The organism is Shimazuella kribbensis DSM 45090 (assembly GCF_000428065.1).
Lineage (GTDB): Bacteria > Bacillota > Bacilli > Thermoactinomycetales > Thermoactinomycetaceae > Shimazuella > Shimazuella kribbensis.
The window spans coordinates 35,995-50,765 of record NZ_ATZF01000010.1 but is presented as its reverse complement, the minus strand read 5'-3'; the positions used below and the strand labels follow the sequence as shown (position 1 = coordinate 50,765).

General features: G+C 39.0%; 15 protein-coding genes. 10 read left to right on the top strand and 5 right to left on the bottom strand.

Going from position 1 to position 14,771, the window contains the following annotated elements:
* Positions 1-14 precede the first annotated feature (14 nt).
* The 5 genes from A3GQ_RS0113130 to A3GQ_RS0113105 all read left to right on the top strand — a co-directional run bounded on the left by A3GQ_RS0113130 (position 15) and on the right by A3GQ_RS0113105 (position 5,188).
* Complete coding sequence (locus tag A3GQ_RS0113130; protein WP_037464935.1) at positions 15-1,583, top strand: M2 family metallopeptidase; 1,569 nt, start codon at positions 15-17, stop codon at positions 1,581-1,583.
* A gap of 48 nt (positions 1,584-1,631) precedes the next feature.
* Positions 1,632-1,937 (top strand): hypothetical protein, encoded by a 306-nt coding sequence (locus A3GQ_RS0113125; RefSeq protein WP_028777430.1) that lies wholly within the window; start codon positions 1,632-1,634, stop codon positions 1,935-1,937.
* A 605-nt stretch (positions 1,938-2,542) separates the two neighbouring features.
* On the top strand, positions 2,543-3,133 hold the full coding sequence (locus A3GQ_RS0113115) for a TetR/AcrR family transcriptional regulator (protein ID WP_028777429.1): 591 nt from the start codon (positions 2,543-2,545) through the stop codon (positions 3,131-3,133).
* Between the two features lie 22 nt (positions 3,134-3,155).
* Complete coding sequence (locus A3GQ_RS0113110) at positions 3,156-3,590, top strand: DoxX family protein (protein WP_028777428.1); 435 nt, start codon at positions 3,156-3,158, stop codon at positions 3,588-3,590.
* Between the two features lie 329 nt (positions 3,591-3,919).
* A complete protein-coding gene (locus tag A3GQ_RS0113105) occupies positions 3,920-5,188 on the top strand; it encodes a phytoene desaturase family protein (RefSeq protein WP_028777427.1) in 1,269 nt (422 codons plus the stop codon).
* Between the two features lie 34 nt (positions 5,189-5,222).
* Here the strand turns inward: A3GQ_RS0113105 and A3GQ_RS0113100 are convergent, their stop codons facing one another.
* The 3 genes from A3GQ_RS0113100 to A3GQ_RS0113090 form a co-directional block, all read right to left on the bottom strand.
* Positions 5,223-5,792, bottom strand: a complete 570-nt coding sequence (locus A3GQ_RS0113100) for a UbiX family flavin prenyltransferase (RefSeq protein WP_028777426.1) — start codon at positions 5,790-5,792, stop codon at positions 5,223-5,225.
* A 122-nt stretch (positions 5,793-5,914) separates the two neighbouring features.
* Positions 5,915-6,088 (bottom strand): hypothetical protein, encoded by a 174-nt coding sequence (locus tag A3GQ_RS27105; RefSeq protein WP_156877712.1) that lies wholly within the window; start codon positions 6,086-6,088, stop codon positions 5,915-5,917.
* An 86-nt stretch (positions 6,089-6,174) separates the two neighbouring features.
* Positions 6,175-7,551 (bottom strand): RsmB/NOP family class I SAM-dependent RNA methyltransferase, encoded by a 1,377-nt coding sequence (locus A3GQ_RS0113090; RefSeq protein ID WP_028777425.1) that lies wholly within the window; start codon positions 7,549-7,551, stop codon positions 6,175-6,177.
* 75 nt (positions 7,552-7,626) lie between these two features.
* On the opposite strand from A3GQ_RS0113090, the gene A3GQ_RS0113085 reads away from it, so the two are divergent.
* The 4 genes from A3GQ_RS0113085 to A3GQ_RS0113070 all read left to right on the top strand — a co-directional run bounded on the left by A3GQ_RS0113085 (position 7,627) and on the right by A3GQ_RS0113070 (position 11,643).
* Complete coding sequence (locus tag A3GQ_RS0113085; protein ID WP_028777424.1) at positions 7,627-8,895, top strand: purine/pyrimidine permease; 1,269 nt, start codon at positions 7,627-7,629, stop codon at positions 8,893-8,895.
* A gap of 119 nt (positions 8,896-9,014) precedes the next feature.
* Entirely contained in the window at positions 9,015-10,685 is a 1,671-nt protein-coding gene (locus A3GQ_RS0113080) for an AMP-binding protein (protein WP_028777423.1), read from the top strand.
* 152 nt (positions 10,686-10,837) lie between these two features.
* On the top strand, positions 10,838-11,014 hold the full coding sequence (locus tag A3GQ_RS27100; protein ID WP_156877711.1) for a hypothetical protein: 177 nt from the start codon (positions 10,838-10,840) through the stop codon (positions 11,012-11,014).
* A gap of 278 nt (positions 11,015-11,292) precedes the next feature.
* Positions 11,293-11,643 carry an ArsR/SmtB family transcription factor gene (locus tag A3GQ_RS0113070; protein WP_051271765.1) on the top strand — a complete coding sequence of 117 codons (351 nt, stop codon included), beginning with the start codon at positions 11,293-11,295 and terminating at the stop codon, positions 11,641-11,643.
* A gap of 373 nt (positions 11,644-12,016) precedes the next feature.
* Here the strand turns inward: A3GQ_RS0113070 and A3GQ_RS0113065 are convergent, their stop codons facing one another.
* On the bottom strand, positions 12,017-13,315 hold the full coding sequence (locus A3GQ_RS0113065) for a CPBP family glutamic-type intramembrane protease (RefSeq protein WP_028777421.1): 1,299 nt from the start codon (positions 13,313-13,315) through the stop codon (positions 12,017-12,019).
* Between the two features lie 355 nt (positions 13,316-13,670).
* On the opposite strand from A3GQ_RS0113065, the gene A3GQ_RS0113060 reads away from it, so the two are divergent.
* Positions 13,671-14,288, top strand: a complete 618-nt coding sequence (locus A3GQ_RS0113060; RefSeq protein WP_028777420.1) for a YkyA family protein — start codon at positions 13,671-13,673, stop codon at positions 14,286-14,288.
* Between the two features lie 130 nt (positions 14,289-14,418).
* Here A3GQ_RS0113060 and A3GQ_RS0113055 read toward each other — a convergent pair whose 3' ends face one another.
* On the bottom strand, positions 14,419-14,763 hold the full coding sequence (locus tag A3GQ_RS0113055) for a hypothetical protein (RefSeq protein ID WP_028777419.1): 345 nt from the start codon (positions 14,761-14,763) through the stop codon (positions 14,419-14,421).
* Positions 14,764-14,771 lie beyond the last annotated feature (8 nt).

The window sequence follows — 14,771 nt, the reverse complement described above, 5'->3', positions numbered from 1 at the left end:
GGGGGGAACGGTCAATGGATTCATTTCTTCGTGATGAAAATAAAAAGTTAAGTGCCATGTTGCAAACATTGAGTGAAGCAATGTGGAATGTAAATACAACAGGTGAGCAAAAATGGCAAATTACCGAAATGGAAGCAGAAAAGGCTTATCGTCAGTATGTTTCGGATGCCCATCGTTTTGAAAAAATACAAGCATTGAAACAAGAGGTTAAGTCAAACAGCCTAGAAGCTAGACAAATAGAACGTCTTTATCAGGATGCTTTCTCTAACCAGCTTTCGTCTGAGATTATTCATGAGCTAGTTGAGCTTTCTTCTACATTGAGTAATCAATTTAATACGTTTCGTGCAAAAGTTGATGGAAAGGCAGTAACAGAAAACGAAATAAGAGAAGCTTTATTAAATAGTACCGATGTGACGGAACGAGAAAAAATTTGGCATGCGAGCAAACAAATTGGCAAAGAAGTAGAGTCTGGGCTGTTACAATTAGTCAAGCTTCGTAATAAAGCTGCACAATCTCTAGGCTACAAAGATCACTATGAGATGTCATTTGAACTTGCAGAGCTTGATTTAGCCGAAGTTTTTGCTGTATTTGAAGATCTCGTCAAACAAACAAATGAACCATTTCAGCGTGTAAAAGCGGAGTTAGACGATGAATTAAGAAAGCAATATGGTATCGCAGATAAAGAGCTCTACCCTTGGCATTACCACGACCCATTCTTTCAAGAAGCTCCATCTGTACCAGGTACCGATTTAACACCGCATCTCCAAGGAAAAAATATTGAACAGCTAACGATTGACACTTTCTCTTCGCTTGGCATGGAAATTCGTGACCTGCTTGCAAAGAGTGACTTATATGAGCGCCCAAACAAAAACCAGCATGCTTTCTGTTTGGATATGGATCGTCAAGGTGATGTTCGTGTATTGTGCAATATTCAATCCAATCAATATTGGCTTGAGACGATGCTTCATGAATTTGGGCATGCCGTCTATGATAAATATGTTGATCGAGATCTTCCTTTTCTCATTCGTACTCATGCTCATATATTTACAACAGAAGCAGTTGCCATGTTTTTTGGTCGTATGGCGAAAGAGGAAGAATGGCTACATAAATTTATGGGACTTTCCAAAGATGAGTTAACTACATGGATGCCTCTTCAACAAAAGATGCAACAACGAAAAATGCTGATCATGGCACGATGGATCATTACTTTTGTATTTTTCGAAAGAGAATTGTATCGCAATCCAGATCAAGATTTAAATCGTCTTTGGTGGAAGTTGGTGAAGGAAATTCAAGGTGTTGAACCGCCAAAAGACCAAGATTACCCCCATTGGGCGGCTAAAATTCATTTCACGATCGCCCCTGTTTATTATCAAAACTACTTGCTTGGAGAATTGATGGCATCACAAATGAACAATTATATTCTCCAACACGTTTCATCTGAAATTTTCACCGAGAAAACAGGGCAATTCTTTATTCAAAAGATATTTCAGCCAGGAGATCGAACGGATTGGAGAGGTTTGATTCAAGGAGCTACAGGTGAACCTTTAAATCCATCGTATTTTGTCAAACAATTTGTGTTATAATGCGACGGAGAGAAAAAATAGAAACCTTTACTCATAGCAAGGGGTATCATGTCTGTTGTTCATGTTAAGATGCCTACCCAGCAGAAGTTCACGGTCTTTGGTGAGTGGAAGATGTATGTAAATTCATCATCGATTCCACTTCACTCTGGACAGAGTGATAATGGCATCTCCTTGACGGTGAGCAGTGCTCAGGAGGGAATCACTCCATTTTCTTCAGAAAATGAAGAAGAGATCTGCTTTACCCTCGGTATGGATGGTGCAGTAGAGATGGGTGATAATCTCCACAGTTACAAGGCCATTTCAAAGTCAACAGTAAGGATCCGCGCCACTGAAGTAAAGCCTGACATGAAGTAATGACTGCATGATCCCTGCTTCCGAGTGGTGCTCTAGCGCCACTCGGAGTACATAAAACACAGTCTAGGATGTTTAATCTTAGGCTTTTTAACTTATTTTTGAATGTTCCAATACATGCATATTATTCTATGGAAGCCTGTAAAAAGAGCCAGCGCATTTTAGCGTCTGACTCTTTTTTATATTTTCTATCTATATTATTGTGGCTGGTGCGGCATTGCGATTTGCGATGCCGCACCAGTTTTCAACCGGAGAGGACTAGGAGTTCCTAGCCTCGATACTGACGGAGAGCCTCCTCGTGCTCGGCCTGCGACTGATCCGGAGAGCCCGGACTGACATCGTCGCCTGCGGGCACACTCTGCTCTTCTTCAGCCATGGGGTGTCCCTTCTAGGTTGAGTGACAGGTGTTGGTATTTGAAGCCAACAAATTAAATATTAATTTATTTTGATAAAGATAACATCCCATAATTGTGAAATTAATTTGCCATTCTAACAGCACTTCTAGTTTTAAAATCAATTCAATTTGAAAATGATAAAGAAATAAACATTTTCTATTTACAAACCGTTGGTCGGTATATATAATGGAGTTATCTTTAGGAGGCATGAATATGAAACAAGAAGAACGTCGTTTGCAGACTCAAAAATTATTATTGGATACGATAAAAAAACTTATTCTAGAAAAGGGATGCGATGCTATTAGGATGGCAGATATTATGCAGGAATCCGGGCTGTCCAAAGGGGCTATCTTTCATTATGTAAAAAGCAAAGATGAGCTCTTTGCATGGGTTCTGCAAGATCGTTTGGATATGATCAACAAAAATTTTTTTCAACAAGTAGCGCAAAATCCTAATTTTGATCAGCCCATGCTACAGATCGCGGAAAGTTTCAGTGCATTAGAAGATCAGCATGATATAACGAATCAAGTATTGATGTATTTGCTTAGTAAAGCTCAGCAGCCCATAGTTGAAAATGTATTAACTCATTTTTATGAGCAGTCTTATACCAATTCCATTGAGTGGATTAAAACGGGTCAAAGACATAGTGTTATATCTAAAACGTTAGATGCTGAAAAATGGGCAGAGATGTTTGTATTGATCTCATTTGGTCTAAGACTTCGATCCGTTATTCCAAGAAAAGAAAATAACTTTGACAGCAAAGATTTTTCCTTGTTTATTCAGGATCAATTATCAAAAAAGTAATTAATTTGAAGGAGGAGTAAGAATGATACCGTTCTATGTATTGGTAGGAGCATTTTTGTTATTTCGAGGTTTAGGCCTTGCAGGAGTAGCTTACTTTGATGAGTGGCATACCTCATTACAAGTATCCGTTGCCATCATGTTTTTGCTCACAGCTTCTGCTCATTGGGGTAAACGGAGAGAGGATCTAATCCGAATGATCCCAACTTCTTTTCCTAGACCAGATATACTTGTAACAGTAACAGGTATATTGGAAGTCATAGGGGCTATAGGATTAGTCTTTCCACAAACATCTCTATACGCCTCATTAGGTCTCACCATTATGTTGATAGGGATGTTTCCTGCGAATATAAGAGCAGCGAAAGAAGGATTGACAATTGGAGGAAAACCAACACCAAAATTGGTACCACGAACTATTTTGCAAATCTTTTTTTTAACAGTGGTTATTTTGGCGGCTTAGTTCCATCAATTTACGATAGTAAGCATATCAAATACCTTTCTAGTGAATTTCCAGATATGTAATAGGTAACCATCTTCGTATAAAAAAATAAAATGGTAAAAGAACAATTGAAATATTGATATAATTCTATTTTTTTAAAATGGATTGTATATGAAAAATAAAATAAAAAACTATATAGAGTGATACTATTCTTGACATAAATACTTATTGGATATATTATAGACATATGTTATCTATAATATAAAAGTCAAAACAATTACAAGAATAGTGTCCTTTTTATTTTTCCAAAAACTGATTCTATAATAATTATACTAAAGGTGGTTGTGTAAATGAAAACGCAGAAGAATTCTTATGATGCAGTAGTCGTTGGTGGTGGACTTGCAGGATTAACTGCTGCCATTTATTTAGCAAAAGCTGAGAAATCAGTCATTCTGCTTGAGAAAGCAGCTCAATTAGGGGGCTATGCACAAACGACAGAGAAAAACGGAGCATTGTTCAACTTTGGCCCTCATGCGATGTATGAAGGCGGGGCAGCACTTCAAATATTAGCGGAAATGGATTGTTTGCCTCCTGGTGGGTATGCCAAAAAGACAAATAGTGGGCTTATTGGGATAAAGCAAGGGGAAATCGTACATATTCCTACTGATTTGACGGATGATGAGAATCAAGAATGGGTAAATCTAATGGGCGGATTACAAAACATTGATGTAGAAGCTATAAATGGAATAAGTATTAGACAATGGACAGAGGAAAAGATAAAACATAGCCGAGTAAAAGAATTTTTCTATGGTATGTGCAGACAATGGGCCTATTGTGATGATTCTACAGTCTTAAGTGCTGGATATGTTATCCGACAAGGCCAACTTGCAGGAAATGGTGTGCGGTATGTAGAGAAAGGTTGGCAGACTGTTGTCCAAATATTAGCTGAGAAAGCAGTGCAGCTAGGAGTGGAAATTCAAACGAATTGCAAAGTGGAACATGTCTATCATCAAGATGGTGTGGTTCATGGGGTGAATTTTGCAGATGGTACAAACATATCCACTTCAAATGTAGTAATTGCTCTAGGGCCAAATGAAGCAAGTCGATTAGTACCAGGATCAGACGAGATGAGTTTAGGTTCTTGGAAAGAACAGTCTCGCCCCCTCTACGCGGCATGTCTGGATGTTGCACTAAAACAACTTCCACGTTCCGATCAAGTATTTGCAATTGGATTAGATCAACCTTTCTATTTCGGAGTTCACTCGCTTTCTGTTTCTCTCAGTAACAATGGATCTCATGTGTTGCATGTATTAAAATATAACGACGATAAAGTGAAAACAGATGCTAAAATGGATAAAAAAGAACTCATGGAACTATTAGAATTATTACAACCTGGCTGGGAACAAGAAGTGGTTGCTACTCGATTCTTACCTAAGATTTTAGTAGCTAATGATACTCACACGGCCGCCCATAATGGAGCAGGATCAGCTCCTCATCCATCGGTACCGGAAATAAAAGGATTGTATGTAGCTGGAGACTGGGTTGGACAAGAGGGGAGACTTGCTGATTGTTCTATGGCTAGCGCAAAGCTTGCAACGGAGCAAATACTTGCACAATGAATGAAAAGAGCATCTATGAAAAGATGCTCTTTGTCTATTTTTCTCCCCATCGTTCTACTGTACCCGTATCGATCCCAAATAGATCCAATGCTCGTCCAACAGTATGATTAACGATATCTTCTAATGTATTTGGTCTTATATAAAAAGCAGGTACTGGCGGGGCAATAATTCCGCCGCTTTCTGTAACAGCGAGCATATTTTTGATATGTGTCGCAGTTAATGGTGTTTCCCTCAAAAGGAGTACCAATTTTCTTCTTTCTTTTAAAGCTACATCAGCTGCGCGAGTTAAAAGATTATCTGTAATGGTATGAGCGATTGCAGACATGGTTTTGATCGAACATGGGGCTACAATCATTCCCATGTTATGAAAAGAACCGCTTGAGATAGCAGCGCCTACATCTTGGATCCCATAATTTATATCAGCTAATTTTCTTAGCTCTTTCACTGTCATATCTGTTTCATAGTGTAATGTCATCTCTGCTGCTTTGGAGAGAACCAAGTGACTTTCGATTTCTAGTTTTTTTAAGACTTCCAATATACGAATGCCATATATTACACCAGTTGCTCCACTGATTCCAACTATTAATCTTTTTTGTTTGCTCATGTTTATCCTCTTTCATTTTCGTAATTCGTATATAGATAGTATAACAATCTTTACAAAAGGAGATGAGTTTACGTTTTGTTAACATAATTATAGGAAAAAGCATCACCACAATGGCAATGCTTTTATGAATCCATTCTAGGATGAAAGATAATCTTTACTTCTGTAGGGGGAGGAATAGGTGATAAATCTTCTATCGCTTCTTCCTCTTCTAAAAAGTGGCTCATATAAATCCATTCGGGTTGAATCATACCAAGTGCTATCCAATACTTATGGCTTGCTGGTTCTTTTAACGTCATGTTATTATTTTCCCTTATTGCTTTTTTATCTACATAAGTTCTATATGCCTTAGCAATATATGTAAAAAAGCTTGGGTAGATGAACATTATTTTGGTTGGTCATAAACAAAACGTAACCATTTTGGGTAATGATTTTTTAAGATTCCGCCAGCTCCTTTTCCCCAACCAAGGGCATATCCGTCAACAGTTACCAACGTCCATGCTTGATGAGAAGTTGATACAGTTTCACCCTGTAGAAATTTATAAAGTTCTGGTTCCGCACTTGTATAAGCTTGTACATGCTTGAGATTACGAGGTGAAAGTGTCATTGCCCATGCATGGGATGGCAAAAATCGACCTTTACGAATCTCTCCCAGATATCTTCCTGGCTGAGCTACTTTACATTGATCCAAAGATGGGATTCCAAGAGGAGTTTCATATAAATGGTCACCATAAAGAATCAGATGTCCAGCAAATGAAATAGGTTCTAGGAAAGTATCTTTCATAAAAGTATCCAGAGCTGCCGCAATTTGTTTCGGAATACGGGGCTGTTTTTTTGCTTTTTTTGTTTTTCCTATTTCTTCTGAGGATGCTTCCTTTTTTTGCAAAACAGCGACGAAATGCCCTTCACCATGAAGTAGATGAGGCCACAAACGAGCAGATTGGACGGTTGAAGGAGTTAGTCCAGGCTGGAAATGTTCCTGATTAGGGACATTTACAAGATGGAAATCAGGAAAGGATTGGAGAAATTGTTCCAATGTAGATTCATTTTCTCGTTGATTAAAAGTGCAGGTAGAGTACACAAGACGACCACCAGGTTTTAACATTTTGGCTGCTTCGATCAAGATGTACTGTTGAAGTTCGGCGCATTTTTCACTGTTTTTTATGCTCCAATGTTCACATGCTTCAGCGTCTTTTCGGAACATACCTTCGCCAGAACATGGTGCATCTACCAAGATACGATCAAAAAATGCAGAAAAGCGATCGCTAAAACGATGTGGTTGTTCGTTTAACACTACCGCATTTGTTACACCAAAGCGTTCTAAATTTTGGATAAGTACTTTACACCGTTTGTTATCCACTTCATTTGCTACCAAAAGCCCTTCTCCATTCATTTTTGCAGCGATTTGGGTAGTTTTCCCCCCTGGAGCTGCACATAAGTCCAGCACTTTTTCGCCAGGTTGCGGTTCAAGTGCTTCGACAGGAGCCATCGCACTTGCTTCTTGGATATAATAAAGACCTGCTGCATGATAAACGTGTTTTCCTGGGCGAGTATGTAATGGGAAATAATATCCATCTGAACACCAAGGGATAACTTCCAGTGAGAAAGGCATCATGTTTTGCAGCGTTTTGGGTGAAACTTTCATTATATTGGTTCGAAGGCTCTTCACCGCTTCTTTGTCGTAGGAAGCGAGAAAGGCAGGAAAGTTTGATTGTAGCTCTGCTTTCATTTGTACTATGAAATCTTCAGGCAACTTATTCATCTCATATATCTCCTATAAGTAAAAATCATTTTCATTTACCAAATATATATTACTAGAAAAATCGGAGGTTACGAAATGGGTTATTCTTTACGATCCTTACAATGGTTTATCTTTCTCATTGCAAATGGACTTGCTGTACCCATTGTTGTTGGACAATTGTATCATTTATCGCCAGTGGAAGTAGCGGAATTCATCCAACGCTCGTTTTTTGTCATTGGGATTAGTACGTTTCTACAAGTAGCATTTGGCCATCGTCTGCCTCTGATAGACGGTCCAGCAGGCATATGGCTTGGTATATTTGTTGTTATGGGACAGATCGCTGCTACGAAAGCAACTTTAAATTCACTTATTGGTATGTTGATTGTTGCAGGAATCGTGATGGTGATTTTTGGTTTAACAGGACTGCTTAGTAAAATGTTGGTCGTTTTTACTTCTTTGGTGACAAGTACATTCTTGGTTTTATTATCTTTGCAGCTCAGTGGTGTATTTCTCAAAGGGATGTTGGGAATTCAATCTGATATCACTTATTTTCCACTAAAAGAAGCTCTAGTAGCCGTTTTTATCTTTGTATTGGTATTTGCACTATCCATGTGGGGAAAAGGGTGGATGAAAACTTATAATGTACTCATCGGAATTGGGCTTGGATGGATTTGTTTTTTATGGATCGGTTTACATAGTCCTAGCATGCATGTCGATGCATTTTTTTCTGCACCGCATGTTTTTGCTTGGGGTATACCACGCTTTGATGCGGGTGGCATTATATCTGGGATACTCATAGGTATCGTGCTGTTGTCTAATACAGTCGCAAGTATTACCGCAGTCAATCAGGTAGTGCCAGAAGAGCAAAAAGCAGATAAGAAAAAATTAAATCAATCGGGTTGGGTAGGTGGTATCTCTCATATCATCTCAGCTATTTTCTCCACTATTGGCATGGTTTCCCTTACTGTTTCTGCTGGATTTGTCAAGATCACCAACCAAACCAAAACAAATGTATTAAAAGTCGCATGTATCGCTTTGATTGTTTTATCCTGTTTTCCACCAGTTATGTCTTTTTTATCTCAGTTACCAAGTCAAATTGCTTATGCAGCTATTTTGCCCTCCTTTGCTCAAATGTTAGCAATCGGGATTCGTACATTGATTCAATCCACACTAGATGATAGAAGGATCACGATTTTTAGTTTATCTGTATCATTGGGGATCGGGGTGATGTTCTTGCCTCTTCCGGTATTCCAAAAATTCCCGTCTATTATTCAATATATTTTTGGAAATGGCTTGTTGGTGGGTGTAGGGATTGTCATCTTACTTGATCAAATATGGAGAGAAAACGTAAAGAATAAAAAATAGGCACAAAATGCGTGAAAAGTCAAAAAGAAAAGATGCAAACTTTAGGTATAGTTGGATACAATAAAGATAGTAGTTATTAATTTGTGTGGTGATTTTATTCACCTTAGGAGGGAGCCTGGATGACACTGTCAAAACCATGGCTAAAACAATACCCACCTCAAATCCCAAAAACATTAACTTATCCAGATGTACCACTTACAGCATTGCTTACTGATGCAGTAAAACAGTATCCGGAGCGAGAAGCCATACATTTTTTAGGTAAGAAGCTTTCTTATTCTTTTTTATTGGAGGAAACATATCGTTTTGCAGCAGCATTGAGACAAATTGGGGTAAAGGCTGATGATCGCATTGCTATCATGTTACCTAACATTCCACAGGCCGTAATAGCGTACTACGCCAGTTTGTTCCTCGGTGCTATTGTTGTACAAGTAAATCCTATGTACTCCAACAGAGAATTGACTCATTTGTTAACTGATTCGGGTGCAAGTACGATAGTTTGTTTGGATATTCAATTTGAAAAAGTGGAAAAAGTCAAATCACATACGAATATACAGCATATTGTTGTGACAAGTGTTGCACAATACCTCCCACTACGCAAAAAAGTGCTCTATCCTTTGACCCAAAAAAAAATACCCAAAATTCCTCGTGAAGACCATGTATTCCTCTTTCCAAATTTGATGCATCTTATTCCTGTCGCTATTCCAATACAAGAAGTTAAGAATGCTGATGATTTGGCTTTGCTGCAATACACAGGTGGAACAACTGGTTTAGCAAAAGGTACCATGCTTACACATCGGAATCTCATTGTGAATGCCTATCAATCCGCAGCTTGGATGTATAAAACACGAGAAGGACAAGAAAAAATTCTCGGAGCTCTTCCTTTTTTTCATGTATATGGAATGACAGTAGTAATGAACTTAGCACTTAAACTAGGAGCAACGATGATTTTGCTTCCGAAATTTGATCGTGATCAAATCCTCAAAACAATCGTCAAAGAAAAACCTACTATTTTTCCAGGTGCTCCTACTATGTATGTATCGCTTATCAATCATCCCCGAATTCATCGATTTGCCCTTCACTCCATTGATGCTTGTATTAGCGGTTCTGCTCCATTGCCTGTCGAGATCCAAGATAAATTTGAAAAACTCACAGGCGGTCGCTTGGTGGAAGGATATGGGCTAACGGAAACATCTCCTGTTACTCATGCGAACTTGATCTGGGATCGGAAAAAAAGTTCAACGATTGGGTTACCATGGCCTGATACGGAATGTAAAATCGTATCAATGGAAACAGGGGAAGAACTAGCACCTGGATTGATCGGAGAGCTTCATATACGTGGTCCGCAAGTGATGAGAGGATATTGGAATCGTCCAGAAGAAACTGCCAAAGTGATCAAAGATGGTTGGTTGGCTACTGGAGATATGGCGAAGATGGATGAGGAAGGCTATTTCTATATTGTCGATCGCCGCAAAGATTTGATCATTGCAGGTGGGTTTAATATTTACCCCAGAGAAGTCGAAGAAGTATTGTATGAACATCCTGCTATTGATGAAGTTGTGGTGATTGGTGTACCAGATGCGTACCGAGGAGAGACGACTAAAGCTTATATCGTACTCAAAAAAGGTATGTCGGTTACTTCTTCTGAGCTTGATAAACATTGTCGGGAAAATCTAGCAAGCTTTAAAGTACCTCGTCTTTATGAGTTTCGAGATGAATTACCAAAGTCAGCGATAGGCAAGATTTTAAGAAGAGTGTTGCAAGAGGAAGGGAAAAATACGAATAAAAATTAGCTCAGTGGAAACTGAGCTTTTTTGTTTGTGGGATTCAAAAAGTAGTTTATTTATGGATTAAAAAACATCAAAAAAATTTGATATATGTATTGACCTATCAATTTTTTTTGATATATAATCAAATCAAGAAAAGTTGATATGAGGTGAAGGAAATGCAAAGCTATTATGAATTCCAACAAATGGTAAAAATCAGTCAACGTAGTACTACAGAAGAACTTCATCATCGAACTTCATCACCAAAAGGTAATTGGTTTGCTACTCTCATTCAGCGTCGAAAACAACATGTTTGTCCACAACAGGCTTGTGGTACCAATTCCTTTAGCACATGATAAGGAGTGACAAGAATGATACTCATCATTTATGTTATACTATTTACTGGACCTTAGATTGACTGGTTTTACGATGTTTTTTAATACAAATACATAAAATCAACCAAAAGACAAATTTGTCTTTTTTTCATTTAAAAGGGATTAGAGTTCTTGTAGGATCATTCTATTACTATGAGTAGTACAGATAACAAAAAGTGTTTTTAAACAAAAAAGATGGAAACTGTAGAATATGATCCGTTATTACTTCGTTACAATAAACCAGATAGGAGGGAAAATGGATGCCTTTTACCATGGAAAAAATCGCTATTATTTCCAATGCTTTAAGTGACCCAATCCGTCTACGCATCTTAAATCTCGTAAAAATAGGATATGAACAATTACCGATCTCCCCTTCCGATACTTGCCAAAGCGGAGGAATATGTGTTTGTGATATCCAAGATGCGTTAAACATGCCTCAATCAAAAATTTCCTATCATCTGAAAGAGCTTAAACAAGCAGAATTACTAAAGGAAACAAAACAAGGCAAAAGGAACTTTTATGCTATTAACACCAACACACTTCGAACTTATCAAGAATCCATTGCAGAATATTATTTAACAGAAAAGAAAGGCAAGACACATGATATATAGCACTCATATTCCAAAGGAATAAATACTTTAGTTGCTTTCATCAGAGAATAAATGGGATACTAATAAAAAATGATTTATAATATTGTTCTATTTTGATTTTTAAATAAAAAATAGGAAAGTGGTCCATTTTAACAATCAATGATGAGCGGAAGATTAGGTTCTAGGTGAAATTACCATTATAGAAATGCTTTTGTAAAACAATGAATCCTGCGTTTTAAATACATTGAATATTTAAATTATATGAATGGGGAAAGAGGAGGAATCCATTGAATTCATTCAAATAGATGGGGGTGAATGTTTGTTCTCCTAAAAAAACGTGCCCCGCAGTGAGGCGATGTCATGGAGTCTGACATCGTACCACTGCGGGGTTGTGTTACGTTCCGCTGATCGCGGAAATCTCCTCCTTGGAGGAAGCCGGAAGCTCGTCCGTATCCTTGAAGCGGATTACCCGGTCGATCGTAAGGTAACCCACATAGACGAGAATCAGCACAGGCGCCATGTAGTCCTCCATGGCAAGCATGCATCCGATGACTACCGGAGCAATCAGCATGCTCTCCCAGAACACTCGCGCCACACCAGAACCACTGGCAGACTTGATGGCGAACGAGCCGATGATCGCGATGACGAACACCTTGATCAGTGCGTTGTTCGTGTTACCAGGAGCGAAGTGCTCCATGAACGGAACGATGACGAAGCACGCGCAGTTGAAGAAGAAGATCCGGGTCAGATCAGCCTTCACATCCTCCTTCGACTCTCCACCTTCACGGTCGAACAGGAGAAGTTCCATGAGAAGGGTGAGAGCAGCGGTGAGCATGATCGTCACCGACAGGTAGTCAATGAAGGTCCATCCGGGAAGTGCGAAGCCTCCAGAACCATTCTCATCGAACCAGTGCTTCATATCCATCAGGGACTGGTTGCCCTTGCCGTAGAACACGTAGGCAGCCAGACCGAAACCAACGAGGTGGTAAATCATCAGCAGGAATTCGCCAAGGTTCCAGACATCCTTGCGGTCAGCGGCGAAGAGGATCATGTCGTAGATGACATGGGCCATCAGGGCGCCGAAGATCCCATAGGACAGGTAGATCAGGGTGAAGAAGAACCCGGCGGCGAACTGAGGCAGAACCATGATGTACTTCCGGTCCTCCTTGCTCTTCATGTTGCCGAGATGGATGACGGCCCAAACACCGTTACCCAGCACGAAGAGCACGATGAATCCGAAGAATCCATCCATCCCAGGAATCTGTGTACCAAATCCCAAGAAGATGAGCCGTGCGAGAATCTCTTCACCCAGAAGCGTGATCATGATGATCTTGAACTGCTCCTTGGGAGTGGCGGCTGCGAACAGATTCGTGTTCGCGTGCTCGCCCTTCATCCTGTGGCGCCACCGAACGATCGGCATGACGAACAGAATGATCACGGGGAGGACCAGTACCACCGTTGCTGCGATCGTCGGAGCCATGCGCATGAGCGAATCATGCGATCGTACCGCCTCCACATCGTACAGATGGGAGAGGATCCATGCGACATCCGCGAATCCGTGGGTGCTGATCGCGTAGGTGAACAGCAGAGCCCACGTACCGAACATGGTCCAGATGCCATACTGCTTCTGCCGGTCCTGCTGACGAATCGGCTGTGAGCCGACGGACATCAGCGGGGCATTTGCCTGGAGCATTCCGAAATGGAACACCTGATTTTCCTTTCAAGGAGTGGTTTGTAACAACTATCTTAATAATATAATTATATTTGTTTAATCGTCAATGAGGATGTTGACCTGTAGTATCCAGTCTATAAGAATGGGATGAATTAAGTTGAAGTGAAAATTGCTTTTTGAGGGAACAAAATCAAATTTTTATTCTAATATTTAAATAAAAAGCTCAGATTATATCTTGAACTTAATAAGTATCAAATTTCCAATGTAATTCTTTTATTATGGGTATGTTTTTATGCTTTTGATCTAGATAACAAAAATGGAATTATATATAATTTAAATTCTGTAGGTAACTATGATTAGAATCAGGAGAATGGACTTGAATAAAAGAATAGGAATTGCGGTTTTTGTACTTTGTTTTATGGTGTTAGTTGGTTGTACAGAGGTTCAAAACATGTATACTGCATCTTCTCTATCTGACCAAATACAAAAAGAACTAGATAAAGCTGAATCACAGATGAAAAATCAAATTGAAATCGATAAAATTTTGTCTGTTGATCCAAATATTACGGATCAAAAGAAAATTGCTCAGGCGATTACAGATTTTCAGCGTCTTGACACGAAATTAATCCCACCTTTTGAAAATACGATCAAACAAGTAAAAGCGAATCTCAAAACCTTGGAAAAATATATGGAGAAGATTCCTTCAAAAGAAATAAAACAATTGGGGAATGAAACCATTCAGAGTTTTGGAAAGATGCTGGATGCCAAATTAGCTTATATTGCTGAAGTGAAAAAATCGAGTGAACTGCAAAAATCATATTTTCAAAAGTTGCAAAAGGGTGAAATACCTACCGATGCTGAGTTTGACCAATTAAATCAAGATATTACGGTATACAATGATGTTTTTCAGAAGATGAATAATTCTATTGATGCTTTTAATAGTCAATGGGAAAAGCTTGTTCAAAAAGCTGGACAAGAACTAGAGAAACCGTAAAAACTAAAAGCCTCGTCTCTCGAAAGACAAGGCTTTTATTATGCCTTTTTTCGACCTGCCCACCATGAATAGGAGGTTTTAACCCCAATACAATAGAATAGCTCAGGTTTTGACCTGAGCAATAAAAGTATTACCAATTCGTTTTTTGTTTTTGAATGGAGTCTGTTGTCTTGTCGATATCATCCATCATCTGCTTCAAGTGTTGCAAACCCTGAATCAATTGCTGTTGTTGGGTATCAATACGGTATGAAAATGCACGCAATCCTTCGCGAGTGATTGGATTCGTAGCATGAGAAGCATCTACAATTTCCTTTTCGAGAGAGTCAAATGCTTTTACAGATGCCTCTAAAATTTCGATTGCAAATTTTGCTTTATCGGCAATATGATCAATGTTTAAAGTTGCTAATTTCGTTTGATTACTACCCCAATCCGATGACATATAGTTTGGTGTTGGTTTTGGTGTATAGTCACTCACCCTAAAAA

What these genes read in the sequence shown, in the direction of transcription:
- A3GQ_RS0113130 (WP_037464935.1), top strand. Translation starts at nt 15, where the DNA reads ATGGATTCATTTCTTCGTGATGAAAATAAAAAGTTAAGTGCCATGTTG.
- A3GQ_RS0113125 (WP_028777430.1), top strand. Translation starts at nt 1,632, where the DNA reads ATGTCTGTTGTTCATGTTAAGATGCCTACCCAGCAGAAGTTCACGGTC.
- A3GQ_RS0113115 (WP_028777429.1), top strand. Translation starts at nt 2,543, where the DNA reads ATGAAACAAGAAGAACGTCGTTTGCAGACTCAAAAATTATTATTGGAT.
- A3GQ_RS0113110 (WP_028777428.1), top strand. Translation starts at nt 3,156, where the DNA reads ATGATACCGTTCTATGTATTGGTAGGAGCATTTTTGTTATTTCGAGGT.
- A3GQ_RS0113105 (WP_028777427.1), top strand. Translation starts at nt 3,920, where the DNA reads ATGAAAACGCAGAAGAATTCTTATGATGCAGTAGTCGTTGGTGGTGGA.
- A3GQ_RS0113100 (WP_028777426.1), bottom strand. Translation starts at nt 5,792, where the DNA reads ATGAGCAAACAAAAAAGATTAATAGTTGGAATCAGTGGAGCAACTGGT.
- A3GQ_RS27105 (WP_156877712.1), bottom strand. Translation starts at nt 6,088, where the DNA reads ATGACGTTAAAAGAACCAGCAAGCCATAAGTATTGGATAGCACTTGGT.
- A3GQ_RS0113090 (WP_028777425.1), bottom strand. Translation starts at nt 7,551, where the DNA reads ATGAATAAGTTGCCTGAAGATTTCATAGTACAAATGAAAGCAGAGCTA.
- A3GQ_RS0113085 (WP_028777424.1), top strand. Translation starts at nt 7,627, where the DNA reads ATGGGTTATTCTTTACGATCCTTACAATGGTTTATCTTTCTCATTGCA.
- A3GQ_RS0113080 (WP_028777423.1), top strand. Translation starts at nt 9,015, where the DNA reads ATGACACTGTCAAAACCATGGCTAAAACAATACCCACCTCAAATCCCA.
- A3GQ_RS27100 (WP_156877711.1), top strand. Translation starts at nt 10,838, where the DNA reads ATGCAAAGCTATTATGAATTCCAACAAATGGTAAAAATCAGTCAACGT.
- A3GQ_RS0113070 (WP_051271765.1), top strand. Translation starts at nt 11,293, where the DNA reads ATGCCTTTTACCATGGAAAAAATCGCTATTATTTCCAATGCTTTAAGT.
- A3GQ_RS0113065 (WP_028777421.1), bottom strand. Translation starts at nt 13,315, where the DNA reads ATGCTCCAGGCAAATGCCCCGCTGATGTCCGTCGGCTCACAGCCGATT.